The sequence below is a fragment of the Rhodococcus sp. NJ-530 genome (assembly GCF_003860625.1).
GTDB lineage: Bacteria > Actinomycetota > Actinomycetes > Mycobacteriales > Mycobacteriaceae > Rhodococcus_F > Rhodococcus_F qingshengii.
The window spans coordinates 5,038,986-5,058,674 of the sequence record NZ_CP034152.1; the positions used below are offsets into that span (position 1 = coordinate 5,038,986).

Consider the following 19,689-nt stretch of genomic DNA (forward strand, 5'->3'; position numbering starts at 1 on the left):
ACGGACGAGGGATCACGACCTCGAAGCGAGCAGATTCTATGTATGACCTCAACACAGGCACGGCATTCACCACAGGCACTGCATACACGCACTGAAGGATCGGCACACGACGCCGTCCGGTTGACCGGACTTCGCAAGAGTTTCGGAACCGTCGACGCCGTCAAAGGTATCGACCTGAGCATCCGCCCCGGCGAGATCGTCGCGTTCCTCGGCCCGAACGGCGCAGGCAAGACGACAACCATCGACATGATCCTCGGCCTGTCCCGGCCGACGTCAGGCGAGGTGAGCGTCTTCGGAATGTCACCTCGATCGGCGATTGCCCGCGGACTCGTCTCGGCAGTCATGCAGACCGGCGGACTACTGAAAGAGCTGACGGTTGCCGAGACTGTGCAGCTGACCGCCAGCCTGTACTCCCAATCCCGTCCGGTCGACGAAGTGCTGGGGAGAGCCGGAATCCTCGACATCTCCGATCGCCTGGTCAGCAAATGCTCAGGCGGACAACAACAGCGGTTGCGATTTGCGATGGCGTTGCTGTCGAACCCGCAATTGCTCATTCTCGACGAGCCCACCACCGGCATGGACGTCGAAGGGCGTCGGGACTTTTGGTCCGCCATCCGCGCCGACGCAGATCACGGTCGCACTGTGCTTTTTGCGACGCACTACCTCGAAGAGGCCGATGTCTACGCCGACCGCATCATCCTGGTCAGGCAAGGCACCGTGGTCGCAGACGGGACCACCGCCGAGGTCAAGGCGATGGCGTCCGGACGCACCCTGCGCGCGACTGTTCCAGGCATCACCGACGAACTCCTGCGAGCCATACCGAACTCCGACGCCGTCGAGGTGCGCGGTGAGTCGCTGCTCGTGCACTCGGGCGACACCGATGCCGTTGCACGGTTCCTGTTGACCAATACGCAGGCTCGCGATCTCGAAATCGTCTCGCGTGGCCTCGAAGACGCATTCATCGCACTCACGTCGAACAACTCCGAAGGACAGAAGTGATGACCACTGCAACCGAAGCGAATACCTACGGAGCCGAGCGAACCGTCGTACCTCTCGGCGGATTCAACACGACGCTACTGCGACTGGAATTTCGTCGCCTGACTCGCAACCGGCGCACGATGATCTTCACGCTCGTCATGCCGGTTGTCTTCTTCCTCGTCTTCGGTCTCGGTCAAGGCGACGACGACCACGGGATCGGGCACGGCAATGTCGCCGCGTACATCATGATCAGCATGGCCCTGTACGGCGCGATGCTGGCCACCACCAGCGGCGGCGCGATGGTCTCGATCGAACGAGCGTCCGGGTGGAGCCGACAACTTCGGCTGACTCCCCTGACCCCGGTCGCCTACATCGCCGTCAAACTGATCATGGCGATGCTGCTCGGTCTCGTCTCGATTCTCGTGGTCTACGTCGTCGGCGCGTTCACCTCGGCGCAGATGGACGGATCACTCTGGTTCACAACGGGATTGATCGCCTGGCTGGGATCGTCGATCTTCGCGGCCTTCGGCCTGTTCATGGGGTACCTACTCCCCAGTGAGAACGTCATGCAGTTGCTCGGACCGGGACTGGCTCTGCTCGCATTCGGCGGCGGACTCTTCGTACCACTCACCGACGGTTCCGTATGGGCGACCATCGCACAGTTCACCCCGATGTTCGGCATCAACGCCCTCGCCCACGCACCGTTGACGGGCAATAGCATTCACTGGACCTGGATCGTCAATATCCTGGTGTGGTTCGCCATCTTCGCCGGCGGAGCGATCTGGCGGTTCCAACGAGATACGGAGCGTGTGTAGTTGTCGCAAACGACTGACCGAGAAGATTCCGTCGCGCTCCCGCGGCGGAATCGTTTCGGCGTTCTCTTCGCGGCGGTCTGGATGGTATTTCTCGGCGGGCCGCTGATCGAGGGATGGAATCTGCGCGACGAACTGCGCGGCTGGACAGGGATTCTCGCGACGGTCGCCTTCAGTGCGCTCTATCTCTACACGTTCGCCACAACGCAGCAGCGACGTCGAATGACAATGACTCGGCCGACGATTCGCGAAGCTGCACTGGCTCTGTCCGCCTTGACCGCGTTGGCCGCCGTGATGATCGTGAGCGTCGGGCCGACAGGTTTGGCAGCAGCACCGTACCTCGCGGTGACAGCGGTGACACTGTTGCCGACCGTCGCCGGCGGCATTCTCGCCTTGGTGTTCGCGGCCTCCGTGGAGATAGTCAGCCTCTCGTCCGGATGGGGGAACTACTCCGGACTCTCACTCGGAGTCTGCGCGGCCGCGTTCGCGACCTGGGGAATCATGTCCCTGATCAGCCGCAACTTCGCCATACTCCATGAACGCGAAGAGCAGGAGCAGCGGGCAATCATGGAGGAGCGAACGAGGATGGCGCGCGATCTGCACGACATCCTCGGGCACTCGCTGACCGTCATCACGATCAAAGCCGAACTGGCCAATCGCCTACTCGATGTCGATATCGAACGTGCGCGCAACGAACTCGACGACCTCGAAAGACTTTCTCGTGACGCGTTGGCAGACGTGCGCTCGGCCGTCGAAGGATTTCGTGGGATTTCGCTACCCGTCGAGATAGCCCGAGCGCGAGAGGCTTTGCGTGCGGCAGGTATCGAAGACGACGTGCCGAGCAGCACCGACATGGTTCCCACGCGTCTTCGGGAACTCTTTGCATGGACGATCCGTGAGGGCGTCACCAACGTCGTTCGACACAGCGGTGCGACCCACTGCCGGATCACGGTCGACGAGAATAGTGCGTCGGTCGTCGACGACGGACGAGGGGCCGAGTCGACGTCTTCCGGAAACGGTCTGATCGGATTGCGCGAGCGCGCCGGAGCGTCGGGCGCACGAGTGATCATCACTCATCCCCAGCCGCAGGGGTTTGCACTTCAGGTAGTCGAACAGGAGACAGAGTGAACAGCCAGGGCGATCGAGCAACCATACGGCTGCTCTTGGCGGACGATCAGGCGCTCGTGCGAGGAGCTTTGGCCGCGCTGCTCGATCTGGAATCCGACCTGTCCGTGGTGGCCGAGGTCGGTCGCGGCGACGAGGTGGTGTCCGCCGTTCTCGAACACCGCCCGGACGTCGCGCTTCTGGACGTCGAGATGCCCGGCATGGACGGAATCGCCGCGACGGCGGCCCTTCGCGAGGCAGCGCCCGACACCCGGGTTCTGATCGTCACCACGTTCGGCCGTCCCGGATTTCTTCGTAAAGCCCTGCACGCCGGGGCCGGCGGGTTCGTCGTCAAGGACACCCCCGCCAGGCAGCTTGCCGACGCGGTCAGGCGTGTCCACGCCGGACTGCGCGTCGTCGATCCTACCCTTGCGGCCGACAGCCTCGTCAGCGGCGAGTCGCCCCTGACGGAGCGTGAGACCCAAGTACTGCGCGCCGCTCACGACGGCGCACCCGTGGCAGCCATCGCAGGGGCGCTCTTCCTGTCTGCCGGGACAGTTCGAAATCATCTGTCATCCGCGATGGGTAAGACGGGTGCGTCAACGCGCGCGGAAGCCGTCAGAATCGCCGAGTCGAACGGCTGGCTCTGATCCGCGCGTCTGGAATAGCCTTCCCCGGCAAATAGTTCGCCGTTCGATTCGTGATGGCGATTTGTCCAGATCACTCAAAGTAGGGACCTTCTACCCTAGGGATTTTCCCTGCAAACGACCGCTTCGCGAGAATCCGAAACAGCTAATCGTTCGATACCTGGCTATGATGCAGTTAATTGAACCGACGGAGCCTGTGCGTAGCGGGGGAAGGGACGTCTCATGTCGAACCAGTTCAACGATCGCTTGAACTCGCTGTTCGAGACTGCCGACTTTCACGTCACCAACGCGATGGTCGTTCGCGGCATGACCGAGTTCGGCTGCCGTATCTCGACGCCGTACCTGTCGCAACTGCGCACCGGCGTCCGAACCAATCCGTCACCCGAAGTGGTTGCCGCCCTCGCCCACTTCTTCAAGGTCCATCCGGACTACTTCTACGCCCCGTCCGATCACACTCCGCCCGCGATCTCAGGTGGCGAGGCAGACCTCTCCCTCCTCGAACAGCTGCACAACGTGCGCCTGCGGAACCTCACCTCCCGTGTCGTCGACCTCTCACCGTCTTCACAGGATCTGCTTGTCGAAATGGCGGAGAATCTACGTTCCTCCGAAAATCTTCCGCGCGTACCACCGGACTCGAATTCCTACATGTCACGCGCATAGCGCCCTTCGCCGACTCTCCTTGACTGTTCAGGGAGGGTTGGCCTTATGCTGGTCGATGCAGCTGGTTCGCCCGGCACGGTCATGAGGAGCCCCGAAGACCGGTCCCGGCGTCGAAGCTCCGTCAGCGCAAGCTGTCGGGGTGAGAGGGAACCCGGTGAAAATCCGGGACTGTCCCGCAGCGGTAAGCAGGAACGACCGCCGTTCATGTGCACTGGGCATCCGCCTGGGAAGCGACGGCCAGTAGGTTCGATCCAACTCGATCGAGTGCCCGCGAGTCCGAAGACCTGCCGACTGTGTCGGGCACGCCGTGCCCGACGGTCCACCGCCTCGTGGAATGGGCGTGTAGATCTCCATCGGACCTCGCGTGCGGTGCGGGCAGTGCTGCCCGCTGAAACTCGGGGTCTCGTGAGGTATACCCGTCTGCCGGCAGTGGCCATCAGTGCATTGGCAATCTGGAGAAACTCCGTGACAACAACATTCACTTCGACCGTGCTGGGCTCACCGCGCATCGGTCCTCATCGAGAACTCAAGCGGGCAACCGAAAGCTACTGGGCAGGGCGCATCGACGCCGACGCCCTGCAGGCTGTCGCCCGTGACCTCCGTCGGCAGGGCTTGGCCGACCTCCGTGACCTGGGCCTCGACTCCGTCCCGGTCAATACCTTCTCCTTCTACGACCAGATGCTCGACACCGCAGTTCTTCTCGGCGCGCTGCCCGACCGCGTCGCGTCGGTCGCCGATCCGTTGGACCGCTACTTTGCCGCTGCCCGTGGGACGGACACCATCGCGCCGCTCGAAATGACGAAGTGGTTCGACACCAACTACCACTACCTGGTGCCGGAGATCTCGCCGTCCACCACGTTCGCACTCGACCCGTCCAAGGTCTTGTCCGAACTGGCAGAAGCACTTTCCGACGGCATTGCAGCCCGCCCGGTCGTCATCGGACCGGTCACCTTCCTGCTGCTCTCGAAGGCTGTCGGCACCGACGAGCCGCTGCTCTCGCGACTCGACGAACTACTCCCCCTCTACGCGGATCTACTCGGTCAGCTCGCGAAGGCCGGTGCGAGCTGGGTTCAGCTCGACGAACCGGCCCTCGTGGGCGATCGCACCGACGAGGAAATCGAAGCGGCACGCGCTGCGTACGAACAGCTTTCAGCGCTGTCCGAGCGGCCGTCGATCCTGTTGGCGTCGTACTTCGGTTCGCTGCGTGAGGCGCTGCCCGCGCTTGCGTCCACCGGCGTCGAAGGGTTTGCCGTCGACCTGGTGGCCGGTCAGGATTCGATCGGCTCCGTCCCCGAACTCGCCCGCAAACTGGTCGTCGCCGGTGTGGTCGACGGACGAAACATCTGGCGGTCGGATCTGGATTCGGCACTGAGCACGTTGGGTGCTCTGTTGGGCAGCGTGGATACTCTTGCCGTCTCCACATCGTGCTCCCTGCTGCATGTTCCGTACACTCTCGACGCAGAGGCCGATGTCGACAAGGCCCTGCGCTCGTGGCTCGCGTTCGGCACCGAGAAGGTCAAGGAAGTAGTAACTCTCGCAACCGCTCTCACACAGGGCCGAGAGTCGGTGGAGGACGAGTTCGCTCTGGCACGAGCGGCCGCGTCGACCCGCAAGGACGATCGCAGACTCAATGATGCGAGTGTTCGAGGCCGTCTGGACGCCGTGCTGAACTCGGCGACCGGTCGCGCGCCCGCCGCCGAACGTCGCGCTGCCCAGGACGAACTGCTTTCTCTGCCGCCGCTGCCCACGACGACAATCGGTTCGTACCCGCAAACCTCGAAGATCCGCATCGCTCGCGCAGCACTGCGCAAGGGCGAGATCGACGAAGCCGAGTACGTCAACCGTATGCGCGCCGAAATTGCCGAAGTTGTTGCGCTCCAGGAAAAGCTGGACCTAGACGTTCTTGTTCACGGCGAGCCGGAACGCAACGACATGGTCCAGTACTTCGCGGAGCAGTTGGACGGATTCTTCGCCACCGCCAACGGTTGGGTCCAGTCGTACGGCACCCGCTGCGTGCGTCCGCCGATTCTGTACGGCGACGTCTCCCGCCCGAAACAGATGACCGTCGACTGGATCACGTACGCGCAGTCCCTGACCGACAAGCCGGTCAAGGGCATGCTCACCGGACCCGTCACCATTCTGGCCTGGTCGTTCGTCCGCGACGACCAACCCCTCGTCGACTCGGCAAATCAAGTCGCACTGGCCATTCGAGACGAGACCGTCGACCTGCAGGCCGCCGGAATCGGAATCATCCAGGTTGACGAACCGGCTCTACGAGAACTACTCCCACTGCGCGCCGAGGATCAGCGTGCCTACCTGGACTGGTCGGTCGGCGCCTTCCGGTTGGCTACCTCGGGCGTCGCGGATTCCACCGCGATCCACACGCACCTGTGCTACTCCGAGTTCGGAGCGGTGATCGGCGCCATCGCCGGCCTCGACGCGGACGTCACGTCCATCGAGGCGGCGCGCTCACACATGGAGGTCCTCGACGATCTCAGTTCGGTCGGGTTCGATCTCGGCGTCGGCCCGGGTGTCTACGACATCCACTCGCCGCGGGTGCCGAGCGTCGACGAGATTGCCGAATCCCTGCGTGAGGCACTCAAAGCTGTTCCTGTCGAGCGGTTGTGGGTCAACCCGGACTGCGGTTTGAAGACCCGCGGTTCCGTCGAGGTCGAGGCGTCACTGCGTAACCTCGTCGAAGCCGCGAAGTTGGTACGAGCGGAGCTATAGGGGCAAAGCCCCTGTGCGCCTTTTTGGTAGTGGGCACTACCAAAAAGGCGCACGGGGGTCAGCTCAACCACGTGTTGCCGAAGAGCAGAATCCCGTCCGCACTCGGCATCACTCCGTGCACGTTCTCGCGCCACGGGATGAAAACCTTGCCGGAGTTGACCACGGCCATCGGCGCCGTCTCGTTGACCACGGTTTGAATATCGTCGATGACGGCTCGCCGCTCATCCTCGCCAGACGCTGTTTGCAGCTTGCCGAGCAACTCGTCCATCCGAGCGTTCTTGTAACCGAGGATGTTCGACGGCGATTCGCTGAACAGGTTGCCGTACATACGCACGAACGGTGACTCTTCCAGCACGTTGAACGCGAAGTAGGACACGTCGTAGTCATGCTTTGCGTACAGCATGGAAATCAGATCGTTGATGCTGGTTGCGTAGGTGATGTCGACCGTGAAACCCACTGCCTGCAAGAGCGACTGAAACGTCAGTGCGCTGCGCTGCGTCGCCGGATCGTTCATCCCGACGTACGTCAGTTTTCCGTCGTAACCGTCCGCCTTCGCCTCGGCGAGATACTTCTTGGCCGCCTCGGGGTCGAAGCCGTTCCCGGCCACCGATCCGTGCCACTGCGACCACGACGCGAACATGTCGGTGCCGGGTTCGCCGAAGCCGCCCTGAACTCGCTCGTTGAACGTATTCGGGTCCACCGCAGCGACAATCGCCTTACGCACGCGCTCGTCCTTCGCTGCCCGATCGTCGCGCTGATTGATTGCCAGAACTCCGGCCATGCTGGCCGAGTACACAAATCCGGGATCACCGGCTTCGAAAGCCTCGTGAATGAAGTCGGGAGACTTCAGATAGGCAACCTGGATTCCGTCGGTGTGCAATCCTTCCAGTTTGCTCTTCTCGTTGACGATTGCGGGAAAGCGCAACTTCTCGAGGTACGGCGCCCCGTCCCAGTACGTCGGACGAGCAGCGAGCACCAATTCGTCCTGGGAGGCGAACTTCTCGACGGTGAACGGGCCTGCCCCGATCGGGGTGAACGTGCCGGTAGCCATCGACGAGGGCGCGACGATCATGCCGGGACCGGTGGTGAACATGATCGGGAACTCGTCCCACGGCTGCGCCAATGCAAAGACGACCGTACTCGGATCCGGTGAATTCGTCTCGCGCACAGCGGTCTTCCATACCAGCGCGTGAGTTCCCTTCTTCTGCAGATAGTGATCGATGCTCCACAGGACTGCCGCACTGTCCATCGGAGTGCCGTCGCTGAAGGTGACGCCGTCGCGCAATTTCAGTGTCCACACCGTGTTGTCGCCGTTGGCCGACAAGGACTGCGCCAAGTGGGGGACGTATTCGCCCGCCGCCGTATCGAAGCGCATGAGAAGGTCGTAGATGGCTGCCATTTCGCTACCACCGGTAGCGCCGCCGTCCTGACGGTCAGCCGGATCGAGACTGCTGATCCCGTTGTAGGTGGCAAACGACACGGTGCCACCCGATCGCGGCTCTCCCCCGTTGTTCTGGTCACCGACAACTCCGACCGTCACGTCCGATGCATCCGTGGTCGTACCTTGGCTGCTACCGGCGCACCCCGTCACCACCAGCGTCGCCGACGCCAGGACAACCATCCAGATTCGAGCGCGGACTCGGTACGAGCGCTTCATTGCGACTCACTTTCACAGTTCACGGATACGTCGATCCCTGGATCGGACACCCGACATATTTGTAAGTGAATTCTAGGTAAGGTCTCGTCCTGCTTCTTCGTTTTCACGAAGCCGAAGCGATAATTCGCGTTCATGACTGCAGAAACAAGAACTGAATTCTAGGTTGCAACCGTTCAGCGAATTACCAGTCCGATGACGTCTTCGACGTTCCGCTGGGCCTCTGCGAATCCGATCCGGCCACTGGTCCACAGCGCAAGGGCCGTCAACATCGTGCCGCCTATTGCCACGGCCGCAACCCTCGCCGTCTCGGCCGGGACGCCGTCCATCAACTCGAACAGCATCCTCCGATGTGCCGCTGCGCGCAGATCCAACGACTCGATCACGAACTGATCCGAGGACGAATGGAGTTCGATCTCCAACCGAGCGAAGTAGGGCCTACGCTCGAATGCCTTCATCTCGCGGCGATGAAGTGCCAGAACCCGCTCGTACGCGTTGTTCTCGCCACCGTCTGCCCGCAACTTCTCAGGACGACGGACCGATTCGAGACCGCTCCACGCCGTCATCGCCGCAGCCAGAAGTTGCTGTTTGGTCGGAAAGTAGCGATACAGCGTTCCGAGTGCGACGCCTGAACGCTCCGAGACGTCTTTCATCTGGATTCGATCCGACGGCATCTCGGCCAGCATCTCGACCACCGCCGCGGTCAGTCGTCCTCTCCGCTCGAGTTGCCCCACCGACATGAGGTCGACGTCCAAGGGAAACTCGTCGCTGCGCGCAGTCACGCGCGTCACGATAGTTCAGAATCCTGACCGCAGTGCCGGGTTGCGAAGTTTCATCGTAACCCCGATATCTAATACACGGATTAATCAACTGCAGATCGCGCTAGGGTTAGTCCATGACTGACCGGACAACCGATGACCAGCCAACCGTCGGCGTGCTGAACTTCTGGTCGTTCATCGAACTGGCCAACAAGCGACTGGCCACCGAACACGGCTTTCGCGACCAGCTGGCCACCGAGGTACTACTGACACTCAATCGGGCTTCCAACGTGGTCACCTACGATCTCGAGTCGTCGATCCACCGCCCTCGCGGCTGGTCATGGTCCTCCTTCAGGCTGTTGTTCGTCACCTGGCTGGCCGGTCCGATCGAGCCGAAGGCTGCCGCCGAGCTCACCGGCATGAGTAGGGCAGCGGTCTCCAATCTGTCCAAGTCGCTGCTGGCAGACGGATTGATCGATCGTCGGCCCACCGAGAACGACGGCCGTTCCGTCCAGCTGTACCTGACCGACAAGGGCCGAGAAGCCATGGTCGAAGCCTTTCGCGAGCAGAACGAACGCGAACACGCCTGGGTAAGCGTCCTGAGCGAGGCCGAACAGCGAATTCTTGTCATGCTCCTGGACAAACTGATCACCAACCGCAGCCAGTTCGACGTACGCGGACGTAACTGACATAGACCCCAACCCCCTTGGAGGGTTGCGCTCATCACATCATTTTAGTTAATGTGTTTACTATCTGGTGGAGGTGAGCCAGGCAGAACAGCACAGAAGGAGTCCCGTCATGGCGTTCTATCGACAACTCGGCAACATCCCACCGAAGCGTCACACCCAACACCGTGACGAGTCCGGCAACCTCTACTACGAAGAACTGATGGGAGAGGAAGGTTTCTCCTCGGATTCTTCGTTGCTGTACCACCGCGAGATCCCGTCGGCCATCGTCGACGCAACGGTCTGGGAACTGCGCGATCAGAGCACAACCCCCAACCATCCCCTCAAACCTCGCCATCTGAAACTCCACACGCTGTTTCCCGAAAGCACCTGGAACGAGACCGACGTGGTAACCGGCCGTCGTCTCATCCTCGGAAATGCCGACGTGCGATTGTCCTACGTCGTTGCGGCAGCGCCATCTCCCCTGTATCGCAACGCAATCGGCGACGAGATGGTCTACATCGAATCTGGCGAGGCGACCGTCGAGACCGTCTTCGGTGCACTCGAGGCCAGTGAGGGTGACTACGTCCTGATCCCGATGTCCACAACGCATCGATGGATCCCCAAGGGTGACAAGCCACTTCGTGCCTACGCCATCGAGGCGAACAGTCACATCGTCCCGCCCAAGCGCTATCTTTCCCGCTTCGGCCAGCTGCTCGAGAACGCACCGTTCTGTGAACGAGACCTGCACGGACCGATCGCGCCCATGATCGCCGAAGGAACCGACGTCGAGGTACTGGTCAAGCACCGAACGTCGGCGGGCATCGTCGGCACCCGAATGGTTTATCCCACGCACCCTTTCGATGTCGTCGGCTGGGACGGCTGCCTGTACCCGTACACCTTCAACATCTCCGACTACGAGCCGATCACGGGCCGTGTTCACCAACCGCCGCCGGCGCACCAGGCGTTCGAGGGGAACAACTTCGTGATCTGCAACTTCGTTCCGCGCAAGGTCGACTACCACCCCCTGTCGATCCCGGTGCCGTACTACCACTCGAACGTCGACTCGGACGAGATCATGTTCTACTGCGGCGGTGACTACGAGGCGCGCAAGGGTTCCGGCATCGGACAGGGTTCGATATCGATTCATCCCGGCGGCCACGCCCACGGACCACAACCCGGCGCCTACGAGCGGAGCATCGGCGCCGAGTTCTTCGACGAGCTCGCCGTGATGGTCGATACGTTCCGGCCCCTCGAATTGGGTGAGGGAGCCCTGGCCTGCGAGGACGAAGCGTACGCCTGGAGTTGGGCAGGGCGGGGGCCTCGGCAATGACGATCATCTCCCCACTCCTGCGTGGCCTGTGCGACGACGCAGCACTCTTCCCACCCGGCAATGCTCCTCTCGCCGAGGCAATTCCGGCCCACGTCGCCTACCTGCAGGCGGATTACGACGCACTGGTCGGGCCTTTCGTTTTTCCCGCGCCGCGACTGGGCGAACTGGCTGCGTACGTTTCAGCGGACAGCCCGGTGACGCTGAGCCTGACCGTGCCGGCCGGCCCATCCGATACGGCGGCCGCACTCTCGAACGCGCTCGTCATCCCTGGTGTTCACGTCGCCGCCGTCGAGGTGGGAATTCCTGACGGGTTGGACGCCGATGCGGCCTTCGAGGAACTCTCTCGTGTCCATGCCGCTCATCCCGACGTCGACATTTTTGTCGAGGTGCCTCGAGGTGATCGGCGCGCGGGCTATCTCACAGCTCTCGAAACTGCCGGGCATTCCGCAAAGTTTCGCACCGGCGGGATTGTCGCCGAGGCGTACCCGAACGAGGAAGAGCTCGCCGATGCGGTGATATCCGTTGTCCGAGCGAATATCCCGTTCAAGGCGACTGCGGGACTGCACCACGGTGTGCGCAACACCGATCCGGAAACAGGCTTCGAGCAACACGGCTTCCTCAACATCATGGTGGCCGTCGACGCGGCGAGGCGGGGCGCCGATCGTTCGGAAATTGTTGCTGCACTGTCTCAGCGCGATGGAAAATCGATCGCGCAAGCCCTGGCCGACCTCACCGAGGACGAGGCCGGCGAGGTGCGTCGCCGATTCCTCTCGTTCGGTACCTGCAGCATCTCGGACCCTCTGACCGAGCTGGAAGGCCTCGGGTTGATCGTCCGCTCCGACAAAACCGAAGGAACTCTCGTATGACTGTCACGACCATCGACATTCCCGCCGACTCACTGTTCGGTCTCGACAATCTGCCGTACGGGGTCTTCTCCCCCGCGGGAGGGTTACCGCGTGTCGGTGTGCGCGTCGCCGAATCGGTGGTCGATCTCGCAGCGACACTAGGTGATTCCGTCTTCTCCGAACCGACTCTGAACGCGTTCATGGCTCAGGGACGAGATCAGTGGGTATCGGTGCGAAACCGGATCACGGAGCTCGTGACTAGCGAAATAGACTCGAATGCAGTGTTTTCCGTTGATTCGGTGACAATGCATTTGCCGATCGCAGTGGCCGATTACGTCGACTTCTATGCCTCGGAGAATCACGCAACCAACCTCGGGCGGTTGTTCCGCCCGGACGCAGCCCCCTTGATGCCGAACTGGAAGCATCTTCCCGTCGGATACCACGGGCGCTCGAGCACCATCGTCGTCTCCGGCACCGACATCGTTCGTCCCTGCGGACAGCGGAAGGCACTCGATCAGGAAAGCCCGGACTTCGGACCGTCCCGGCGCCTCGACATCGAAGCCGAGATGGGGTTCATCGTCGGAACTCCCTCGAAGATGGGCGATTCCATCACCCCGGACGAATTTGCCGAGTACGTCTTCGGCGCCGTGGTCGTGAACGACTGGTCTGCCCGAGACATCCAGGCGTGGGAGTACGTGCCCCTCGGTCCGAACCTGGGGAAGAGTTTCGCGACCTCCATCTCACCGTGGGTCGTACCCTTGCTCGCTCTCGAAGCAGCCCGAATCGACACTCCGGTGCAGGATCCCGAACCGCTTTCCTATCTGCGTGGTGAAGAGAAGTGGGGGCTGGACATCGACCTGGCCGTCGAATGGAACGGTCACGTCGTCTCCCGGCCGCCCTACGCCCAGATGTACTGGTCGCCTGCGCAGATGCTCGCGCACACCACCATCAACGGCGCAGCAGCGAGCACCGGCGATCTCTTCGCGTCCGGAACCATTTCCGGACCGGACAAAGATCAGCGCGGCGCCTTCATCGAGCTGACGTGGGGCGGCAAGGAACCCGTAGCTGTGGGCTCCGAGACCCGTACCTTTCTCGAAGACGGCGACACCATCGCCATCTCAGCCACCGCTCCCGGCGCCGGCGGATCACGAATCGGCTTCGGGGATGTTCACGCTCGGATCCTGCCTGCAACGCAAACCGAAAGATAGTGATTGACAACTGTTTGATTCACGCTGATCTGATGTCCGGAATTCCTTGCCTCACGATTCTCCGAAGATAAGCTGGACTAACCATCCAGAGCGATCGAGAGTCCTGGCTCCGTGACGTCGCAGCAACCCCCTCTGCTGAGGTGCGGGTGCTTTCTGCCAGGTCCGATGGAGGACTCGTGCCAGGCGATCGACCCCGTACCTCAGTGGGGACAGCAGCTGTCATCGTGATCGTGGGTGGTGGACCCCGCGGGACCGGCGTACTCGAGCGGATCCTCGCTCACGAATCGGTGAACGCCGATCCCACACCGATCGACATTCACGTTGTCGACCCGTATCCGGCAGGCGCCGGCCGTATTTGGCGAGGCAGCCAGGCGCCGCTTCTGTGGATGAATTCGACAACAGCGGACGTCACGATGTTCACCGACGAGACCACCGCCGTGATCGGCCCGGTGCTGCCGGGTCCGACCCTCGCGGAATGGGTCGCCGAGCGCTCGGCTGAGCTTGCCGAATTCCCAGAAATCGCAGCAGAAGTTCCGACGATCACCCCGTCGTCGTTTGCATCGAGGTCACTGCAGAGCCGATACCTGAACTGGGTGTTCGAGACTGCAGTCGACTCCGCGCCAGCGCACGTCGACGTTCGAGTTCATCGACGATCCGTGGTCGACATCGTGAACGTCGGCGAGACACAGACGGTTCATCTGGACGACGGAGCTGTCATCGACGCGACGACCGTCCTTCTCGCACAAGGGCACCCCGATGCGTTGCCTGCCCCACGTGAAACCGCGCTGACCAGCTTCGCGTCCGATCACGGGTTGACGTATGTGGGTCCGGGCTACACTGCCGATCTCGACGCCGATGTCATTCCCGACGGCGAACCGGTTCTGATCGCCGGACTCGGGCTGGCTTTCATCGACTGGATGGTTCTCCTCGCCGAGAGCCGTGGCGGCATCTTCGAACGCGGTGAAGACGGCGTCCTCACTTACGCTCCCTCGGGTCGGGAACCCCTGTTGTATGCCGGATCTCGTCGCGGAGTGCCGTATCATTCCAAGATTTCGTACTCGATCGCTGACGCGCGGCCACCGCTACCGCGGTTCTTCACCGCTGATCTCGTTCCCGGCGACGGACCGTTGGATTTCCGAAACGACATCTGGCCCTTGGCGTCGAAAGAACTGGCAGGCGCCCACTATTACGAGCTGTTTGCATCTCATCCGGATCGGACAGTGGGCACCTGGGAGGAGTTCGACGCCGAATTCGCCTCGCTGGCTTGGGGATCGCCTCGATTGCAGGAACTGGTCGAGAACGCAGTCCCGAAGCCGGAAGACCGTATCGATCTCGAGCGGCTGAACCGCCCACTCGGCGGTGAGCGCTACGACGGGCTTGCCGAGGTCCAGTCCCGGATCACCGAATACATCTCGGCAGATGTCGCGCGGAGGTCGGACCCGTATTTCAGCGCCGACGCGGCTGTCTTCTCAGCGCTGCTGTCGACGTACATGACCGTCGGAGAATTGTTGCGGCGCGGCAGAATCCCGGCCGAATCCGTCGCCAAGGACGTCGAGGGTTGGCTTCATTCGTTCTTCAGCTTCATCGCCAGTGGTCCGCCGCCCGAGCGTTTGGAACAGTTGGTCGCCCTCAACGAGGCGGGCATCGTCCAGTTCCTCGGGCCGGATTCGGTGTTCTCCACCGAGATCGACCCGGCAACGGGGGCTGGGATCTTTGTCGCGCGCAGTGCGTCGCACACCGACATCGTGGCCGCGAACACCCTCGTCGAAGCACGCTTGCCGGTTGCTTCCATCAGCGCGAGCGGTGACTTGCTCCTGCGGACGCTTCACCGTCGGGGCGAGGCAGTCGAACTTCGTGCGACCGTGGACAGTTCGGCGAAGCTCGCCGTCGACGGTACTTCACGAATTCTCGACCAGAACAACACTGCTCATCCCCGCCGCTTCGCGGCCGGGCCGTGGGTTGCAGGCCATAACTGGTCGGCGGCTTTCCCTCGTCCCCGTACCAATGCAGGGTTCTTCCGGCATAACGATGCCCTGGCGGCGGAGATTTTGGGTGCTACGCGCCTGTGAGCGGTTAGGGAGTCCTGGGACTCCCTAACCGCTCACAGGGGGCTGTGCCCCTAGCTGAACACCAACTCACCCTCGTCAACCGCGACGGTGATACTGCCGCCCTCTTCGAGGAGATCGTCGAGCAGCATGTCGGCGATCTTGTCGTCGACCACACGCTGAATCGAACGACGCAACGGGCGAGCCCCGAACTCGGGTTGATGCCCGTGCTCGGCGATCCAGTCCACCGCGTCGGCAGTGAACTCGATCTCGATGCCCTTGGACTGCAGCCGCTTCCGGCTGTCGTCGAGCAGCAGATCAGTAATCCGGTGCAGTTGCTCGGTGTCGAGCTTGCGGAAGATCACGATCTCGTCGATACGGTTGAGGAACTCCGGCCGCATCGATTCGCGCAACCTGGCCATCACGCGGTCGCGCAGTGGCTTCTCCGCCGACTCTGCGTCACCCGTGGTGAAGCCGAGTCCACCGGACTTGCTCGAGATGATGTCCGAGCCGAGGTTGCTGGTCATGATCACGACGGTGTTCTTGAAGTCCACCGTCCGACCCTGACCGTCGGTCAGACGGCCGTCGTCGAGCACCTGGAGCAAGGTGTTGAACACGTCCGGGTGTGCCTTCTCGATCTCGTCGAGCAGGATCACCGAGTACGGGTTACGACGCACCTGTTCCGTGAGCTGTCCGGCCTCGCCGTAGCCGACGTATCCGGGAGGAGCACCGACCAATCGGCTGACCGTGTGCCTCTCACCGAACTCACTCATGTCGAAGCGCAGCATCTTGTTCTCGTCTCCGAAGAGTGTGGCAGCCAGAGCTTTTGCGAGCTCCGTCTTGCCGACGCCAGTGGGTCCGAGGAACAGGAAGCTACCGACGGGACGATCCGGATCGCTCATACCGGTCCGGCTACGACGCACGGCACGCGCGATGGCGCGAACGGCGTCATCTTGCCCGATGACACGACCGTGCAGTTCCTCTTCCAGACGGCGCAGGCGATCTTTCTCTGCCTGAGTCATCTGGCTTGCCGGAATACCCGTTGCGCGAGCGACAACTTCGGCGATTTGTTCAGCGGTCACGTCCGGCGTTTCCTCGGAAGGAACCGAGGATCCTGCCTTCTCGAGACGCTTTGCGACGCCGTTGATCTCGTCACGCAGGGTCGACGCCTTCTCGTACAACTCGTCGGCGACGGCTTTTTCCTTGTCGCTCTCGAGCTGCTCGAGACGCTGCTGCAGCGCAGCGGTGTCTACCGTGGCCGTCTTCAAGCGAAGCCTGGCGCCGGCCTGGTCGATCAGGTCGATTGCCTTGTCCGGCAAGAACCTGTCGCCGATGTAACGTGCCGACAGCTCTACCGCAGCGGTGATCGCCTCGTCGGTGTAATGGACCTTGTGGTGATCCTCGTACCGACTGCGCAGGCCGCTCAAGATGGCGATCGCGTCCTCGATCGACGGCTCTCCGACCTGTACGGGCTGGAAGCGCCGCTCGAGCGCGGGATCCTTCTCGATGTTCTTACGGTATTCGTCGAGCGTGGTGGCGCCGACGATGTGCAGTTCACCGCGAGCGAGCTTGGGCTTGAGGATGTTTCCGGCGTCCATCGCACCGTCTGCGCCGCCTCCGGCACCGGCGATGGTGTGCATCTCGTCGATGAAGACGATCAGCTCGTCCTTGTGTGCGGTGATCTCGTCGATCACCTTGGTCAGCCGTTCCTCGAAGTCTCCGCGGTAACGGGTACCCGAGACCATGCTCGAGAGTTCGAGCTGGACGATCTTCTTGCCCACCAACGATTCCGGGACATCCCCGTCGACGATGCGCTGGGCGAGACCTTCGACGATGGCAGTCTTGCCGACGCCGGCCTCACCCACCAGGACCGGGTTGTTCTTGGTGCGGCGGGAGAGGATCTCGATGGTCTGTTCGATCTCGTCGGCGCGGCCGATCACCGGATCGACGCCGCCGTTGCGGGCGCGATCGGTGAGATCGATGCCGTACTTGTCGAGCGTCGGTGTGGTGGACTCGTCTTCGACTGGACCGCCTGCGGGATTCTGAACCGCTGCCTGCAGCTTCTCCGGCGTGATGCCGGCCGAAGCGAGCAGACGACCCGGAACATGATCGGGGTCACCGGCCAGGGCGATGAAGAGATGTTCGGGGTCGATGTACGTCGATCCCAGGGCTCGGGCCAGTTGATGAGCCTCGAGTAGAGCGGTTTTCACGGCACTGCTGAGCGCAGGAGCAGAGTAGGCCCCCTGCTCACGGCCTTGTGGCAGCCGCAGGTCGACGGCGTCGACCACGGATTTCGGGTCGGCTCCGGCGCGCTGCATGAGCGTGCGGACCGGATCCTGCTCCGCCATGACGCGGAGAACGTGCAGTGCATCGAGATCCGAATCACCGCGAGCAGCCGCTACACGTGCAGCGTCAGCCATGAGTTGCTGGGTGGCCCTGCTCATGAGCCGGGAAATATCGATGCGACCGGGACCCTCGGGCCCGAAGAATGCTGGCATTCCGAAGCCTCCTTGCAGAAAGTTGAGCGTTACTGACTCAATTAACGTGCATGGGGCTCGATCAATTCCCGCGGCCTCAGATTTGTTTCAACACCATCCAGTCGCCGATCGTTCTCAACTACCGAAAGATCCGGTAGACCGACCGACCGGGTACGCCTCGACGCGCATGATCACCGATCCCGCGCAGGGACCACTCTTGATGTCGGTACGCCACGAACCTTTCAGACTGCCATCGGGCTGAGGTGTGTAATACGCCTCGGAGTGCGCCGGTGCCCACACCTTGGGCACGCCCTCCCCCTGGTAGCAATCCCACTCCCAGTCATAGGGGTGCACCCAACTGGTTCCGTCCCAGGTGTATCGAGCAGGCTGCGGCAACGTCGGATTGGCGGGAGCCGGACCGCCGACCACTGTGGCGATACAGACTCCGCTCGAGCAATCCGTCTCGAACGTGTAGGTATCGGAGAAATCCGGCTCCCACTGGCTGGCGGCCAGACTTGTGCCCGTCTTGGTCGCGGCGAAACGCTTGAGCGAGTAATCACCGGACCAATTCGCATCCGCAGCACCCGCGGGCATCGCTCCGGCGACAAACCACGTAGCAACGAGCGCAACCACCAGCAATGACTTTCGCATGCGTGAAGTGAATCACAAGCATGTCCGAATTGTCGGATACTGGCCACAAGAACACCGACGACGATCAGCACCAGCGAAACCAACGGCAATGCTCCCGCACCCCTGTCCGCCAAGATCAGCCCGCCTACGACGCCGCCCGCTGCGATCGCCGAATTGAAGATCGTCACGAAAACCGATTGCGCAGTGTCCACAGCGTCGCCCGTCGTATCCGCGAGCGCCGTCTGAAGGAGAGTGGGAGCGCCTCCGAATGCCACGCCCCATGCCGCAACACTGAGTGCGATCACAGCGAAGCTGTCACCGCCGACGCCCAACGCCGTCAAAGCTGCGGCAAAGACCACCAAGCTCAGCACGGTGAGACTTCGAAGGGCCCGGTCGACAAACACCCCGACCACACCGATGCCCACGAAGGCGAAAAGTCCGAACACGAACAAGACGATTCCCAACCGATCGCCGAAACCGATGCGATCCAGAAACGCCGCCAGATACGTGTACACGATGTTGTGCGCGAGGATCCACAAGAACGCGACAAACAGAATAGGTCGTACGCCAGGCAGGACCAGGACTTTCCGCACCGGCAGCTGCCGATCCGCTTGTTGCCCGGGAAAGTCCGGCATCACCGTGAGTATCCACGCGACCAGAAGTAGCGCAGCAACCGACATCACGGCGAAGACGACGCGCCAATCGGCCAGGGTCCCGAGCCACGCCCCCATCGGAACGCCGATTGCCAACGCGATCGGCTGTCCGACGGAGGCAACCGCAACGGCCCGCCCCTGCAGGTGAGGGGGCGACATCCTGCGTGCGTACCCGGCAAGCAACCCCCACACCACACCTGCCGCCATACCGGCCAGAAACCGAACACCCAAGGTGAGAACCGGATTCGACGAAAGCGCTGTCACCAGATTGAAGACACCGAACCCCAGAATCGCCGACACCAGGACAGCACGCCGTCGCAATCCTCGGGTCAATGCGATCAGTGGTACCGCCCCGACGACGGAACCCAATGCGTATGCGGTGACCAATTGCCCTGCGCCGGAGACCGATACGGACAACCCTGACCCGATCTGCACCAGTAGTCCGGCCGGCATGGTTTCGGTTGTGATCGCTATGAAGCCTGCCATTGCG

General features: G+C 62.3%; 15 protein-coding genes, 1 pseudogene and 1 riboswitch. Of the genes and pseudogenes, 11 read left to right on the forward strand and 5 right to left on the reverse strand.

The genetic code is table 11. The features are described from left to right. Window positions 1-42: 42 nt before the first annotated feature. The 6 genes from EHW12_RS23395 (at window position 43) to metE (ending at window position 6,931) form a co-directional block, all read left to right on the forward strand. Window positions 43-999 (forward strand): ABC transporter ATP-binding protein, encoded by a 957-nt coding sequence (locus EHW12_RS23395; RefSeq protein WP_042921758.1) that lies wholly within the window; start codon window positions 43-45, stop codon window positions 997-999. Further along, complete coding sequence (locus EHW12_RS23400) at window positions 999-1,793, forward strand: ABC transporter permease (protein ID WP_125051875.1); 795 nt, start codon at window positions 999-1,001, stop codon at window positions 1,791-1,793. The genes EHW12_RS23395 and EHW12_RS23400 overlap by 1 nt, the downstream gene beginning before the upstream one ends. Beyond that, on the forward strand, window positions 1,794-2,918 hold the full coding sequence (locus tag EHW12_RS23405; RefSeq protein WP_064114428.1) for a histidine kinase: 1,125 nt from the start codon (window positions 1,794-1,796) through the stop codon (window positions 2,916-2,918). Then, on the forward strand, window positions 2,915-3,544 hold the full coding sequence (locus EHW12_RS23410; protein ID WP_003940330.1) for a response regulator transcription factor: 630 nt from the start codon (window positions 2,915-2,917) through the stop codon (window positions 3,542-3,544). Before EHW12_RS23405 ends, EHW12_RS23410 begins: the two co-directional genes overlap by 4 nt. A 219-nt stretch (window positions 3,545-3,763) precedes the next feature. Next, window positions 3,764-4,201 (forward strand): helix-turn-helix transcriptional regulator, encoded by a 438-nt coding sequence (locus tag EHW12_RS23415; RefSeq protein ID WP_003940179.1) that lies wholly within the window; start codon window positions 3,764-3,766, stop codon window positions 4,199-4,201. Between the two features lie 105 nt (window positions 4,202-4,306). Then, window positions 4,307-4,508, forward strand: a riboswitch (cobalamin riboswitch). Between the two features lie 158 nt (window positions 4,509-4,666). Further along, window positions 4,667-6,931 (forward strand): 5-methyltetrahydropteroyltriglutamate--homocysteine S-methyltransferase, encoded by a 2,265-nt coding sequence (gene metE / locus EHW12_RS23420; protein ID WP_064114433.1) that lies wholly within the window; start codon window positions 4,667-4,669, stop codon window positions 6,929-6,931. A 58-nt stretch (window positions 6,932-6,989) separates the two neighbouring features. On the opposite strand, the gene EHW12_RS23425 is transcribed toward metE, so the two are convergent. Together EHW12_RS23425 and EHW12_RS23430 are read right to left on the reverse strand one after the other, a co-directional pair. Continuing rightward, window positions 6,990-8,588 (reverse strand): ABC transporter substrate-binding protein, encoded by a 1,599-nt coding sequence (locus EHW12_RS23425; protein ID WP_125051877.1) that lies wholly within the window; start codon window positions 8,586-8,588, stop codon window positions 6,990-6,992. A gap of 173 nt (window positions 8,589-8,761) precedes the next feature. Then, window positions 8,762-9,376, reverse strand: a complete 615-nt coding sequence (locus tag EHW12_RS23430; RefSeq protein WP_116057956.1) for a TetR/AcrR family transcriptional regulator — start codon at window positions 9,374-9,376, stop codon at window positions 8,762-8,764. 104 nt (window positions 9,377-9,480) lie between these two features. Here EHW12_RS23430 and EHW12_RS23435 point away from each other — a divergent pair, with 104 nt between their 5' ends. The 5 genes from EHW12_RS23435 (at window position 9,481) to EHW12_RS23455 (ending at window position 15,463) form a co-directional block, all read left to right on the forward strand. Then, a complete protein-coding gene (locus EHW12_RS23435; RefSeq protein WP_003939926.1) occupies window positions 9,481-10,032 on the forward strand; it encodes a MarR family transcriptional regulator in 552 nt (183 codons plus the stop codon). A 109-nt stretch (window positions 10,033-10,141) separates the two neighbouring features. Then, window positions 10,142-11,341 carry a homogentisate 1,2-dioxygenase gene (locus EHW12_RS23440; protein WP_030535304.1) on the forward strand — a complete coding sequence of 400 codons (1,200 nt, stop codon included), beginning with the start codon at window positions 10,142-10,144 and terminating at the stop codon, window positions 11,339-11,341. Continuing rightward, the gene (locus EHW12_RS23445; protein ID WP_125051879.1) at window positions 11,338-12,207 is read left to right on the forward strand and encodes a hypothetical protein; all 870 of its coding nucleotides are present in this window, start codon (window positions 11,338-11,340) and stop codon (window positions 12,205-12,207) included. Before EHW12_RS23440 ends, EHW12_RS23445 begins: the two co-directional genes overlap by 4 nt. Then, a complete protein-coding gene (gene fahA, locus EHW12_RS23450; RefSeq protein WP_125051881.1) occupies window positions 12,204-13,394 on the forward strand; it encodes a fumarylacetoacetase in 1,191 nt (396 codons plus the stop codon). Before EHW12_RS23445 ends, fahA begins: the two co-directional genes overlap by 4 nt. A gap of 176 nt (window positions 13,395-13,570) precedes the next feature. After that, window positions 13,571-15,463, forward strand: coding sequence for an FAD/NAD(P)-binding protein (locus EHW12_RS23455; RefSeq protein ID WP_241199034.1), 1,893 nt, complete (start codon window positions 13,571-13,573; stop codon window positions 15,461-15,463). A 50-nt stretch (window positions 15,464-15,513) separates the two neighbouring features. Here the strand turns inward: EHW12_RS23455 and EHW12_RS23460 are convergent, their stop codons facing one another. The 3 genes and pseudogenes from EHW12_RS23460 to EHW12_RS23470 form a co-directional block, all read right to left on the reverse strand. Further along, window positions 15,514-17,937, reverse strand: coding sequence for an ATP-dependent Clp protease ATP-binding subunit (locus tag EHW12_RS23460; protein ID WP_125051884.1), 2,424 nt, complete (start codon window positions 17,935-17,937; stop codon window positions 15,514-15,516). 114 nt (window positions 17,938-18,051) lie between these two features. Further along, a complete protein-coding gene (locus EHW12_RS35445) occupies window positions 18,052-18,567 on the reverse strand; it encodes a hypothetical protein (RefSeq protein ID WP_037128543.1) in 516 nt (171 codons plus the stop codon). 146 nt (window positions 18,568-18,713) lie between these two features. Beyond that, window positions 18,714-19,685: pseudogene (locus EHW12_RS23470) on the reverse strand (MFS transporter); the annotation flags it as partial. Between the last annotated feature and the right edge of the window lie 4 nt (window positions 19,686-19,689).

Coding starts and splice junctions, on each gene's coding strand:
- EHW12_RS23395 (WP_042921758.1), top strand. CDS start 43: ATGACCTCAACACAGGCACGGCATTCACCACAGGCACTGCATACACGC.
- EHW12_RS23400 (WP_125051875.1), top strand. CDS start 999: ATGACCACTGCAACCGAAGCGAATACCTACGGAGCCGAGCGAACCGTC.
- EHW12_RS23415 (WP_003940179.1), top strand. CDS start 3,764: ATGTCGAACCAGTTCAACGATCGCTTGAACTCGCTGTTCGAGACTGCC.
- EHW12_RS23425 (WP_125051877.1), bottom strand. CDS start 8,588: ATGAAGCGCTCGTACCGAGTCCGCGCTCGAATCTGGATGGTTGTCCTG.
- EHW12_RS23435 (WP_003939926.1), top strand. CDS start 9,481: ATGACTGACCGGACAACCGATGACCAGCCAACCGTCGGCGTGCTGAAC.
- EHW12_RS23440 (WP_030535304.1), top strand. CDS start 10,142: ATGGCGTTCTATCGACAACTCGGCAACATCCCACCGAAGCGTCACACC.
- EHW12_RS23445 (WP_125051879.1), top strand. CDS start 11,338: ATGACGATCATCTCCCCACTCCTGCGTGGCCTGTGCGACGACGCAGCA.
- fahA (WP_125051881.1), top strand. CDS start 12,204: ATGACTGTCACGACCATCGACATTCCCGCCGACTCACTGTTCGGTCTC.
- EHW12_RS23460 (WP_125051884.1), bottom strand. CDS start 17,937: ATGCCAGCATTCTTCGGGCCCGAGGGTCCCGGTCGCATCGATATTTCC.
- EHW12_RS35445 (WP_037128543.1), bottom strand. CDS start 18,567: ATGCGAAAGTCATTGCTGGTGGTTGCGCTCGTTGCTACGTGGTTTGTC.